The following is a 603-nucleotide window of genomic DNA, read 5'->3' as shown; positions in this document are numbered from 1 at the left end:
AGCCGGGCGAGCAGGGCGTGTTCGACGAGGGTGATGAGGGCGCTCTTGGCGCTGTCGCGGCGGCGGGCGTCGAGGGTGATGACGGGGGTGTCGGCGCCGAGTTGGAGTGCTTCGCGGACTTCGTCGGGGGTGTGGGGCTGGTGTCCGTCGAAGCCGTTGAGGGCGACGACGAAGGGCAGTCCGCTGTTCTCGAAGTAGTCGAGGGCGGGGAAGCAGTCGGCGAGGCGGCGGGTGTCGACGAGGACGACGGCTCCGATGGCGCCTCGGACGAGGTCGTCCCACATGAACCAGAAGCGGTCCTGTCCGGGGGTGCCGAAGAGGTAGAGGATGAGGTCTTCGTCGAGGGTGATGCGGCCGAAGTCCATGGCGACGGTGGTGGTCGTCTTGCCGGAGACGTGGCTGAGGTCGTCGATGCCGGCGGAGGCCGAGGTCATGACGGCTTCGGTGCGCAGGGGGTTGATCTCGGAGACGGCGCCGACGAGCGTGGTCTTGCCGACGCCGAAGCCGCCCGCGACGACGATCTTCGCGGAGGTGGTGGCGCGGGTGGGGGCGGCCGCGTTAGAGCTTGCGAAGTCCACTGAGGACCCTTTCGAGCAGCGTGAC

General features: G+C 68.8%; 1 protein-coding gene. It reads right to left on the bottom strand.

Annotated features, from left to right (window positions below; genetic code table 11):
* On the bottom strand, positions 1-578 hold a 578-nt coding region (locus ACLWS4_RS37285; protein ID WP_416876463.1), incomplete at its 3' end, for a GTP-binding protein.
* Positions 579-603: the final 25 nt, after the last annotated feature.

Source organism: Kitasatospora sp. SC0581 (assembly GCF_048159585.1).
GTDB lineage: Bacteria > Actinomycetota > Actinomycetes > Streptomycetales > Streptomycetaceae > Kitasatospora.
The sequence above is the reverse complement of the archived record's forward strand: the minus strand, read 5'-3'. Positions and strand labels throughout refer to the sequence as shown.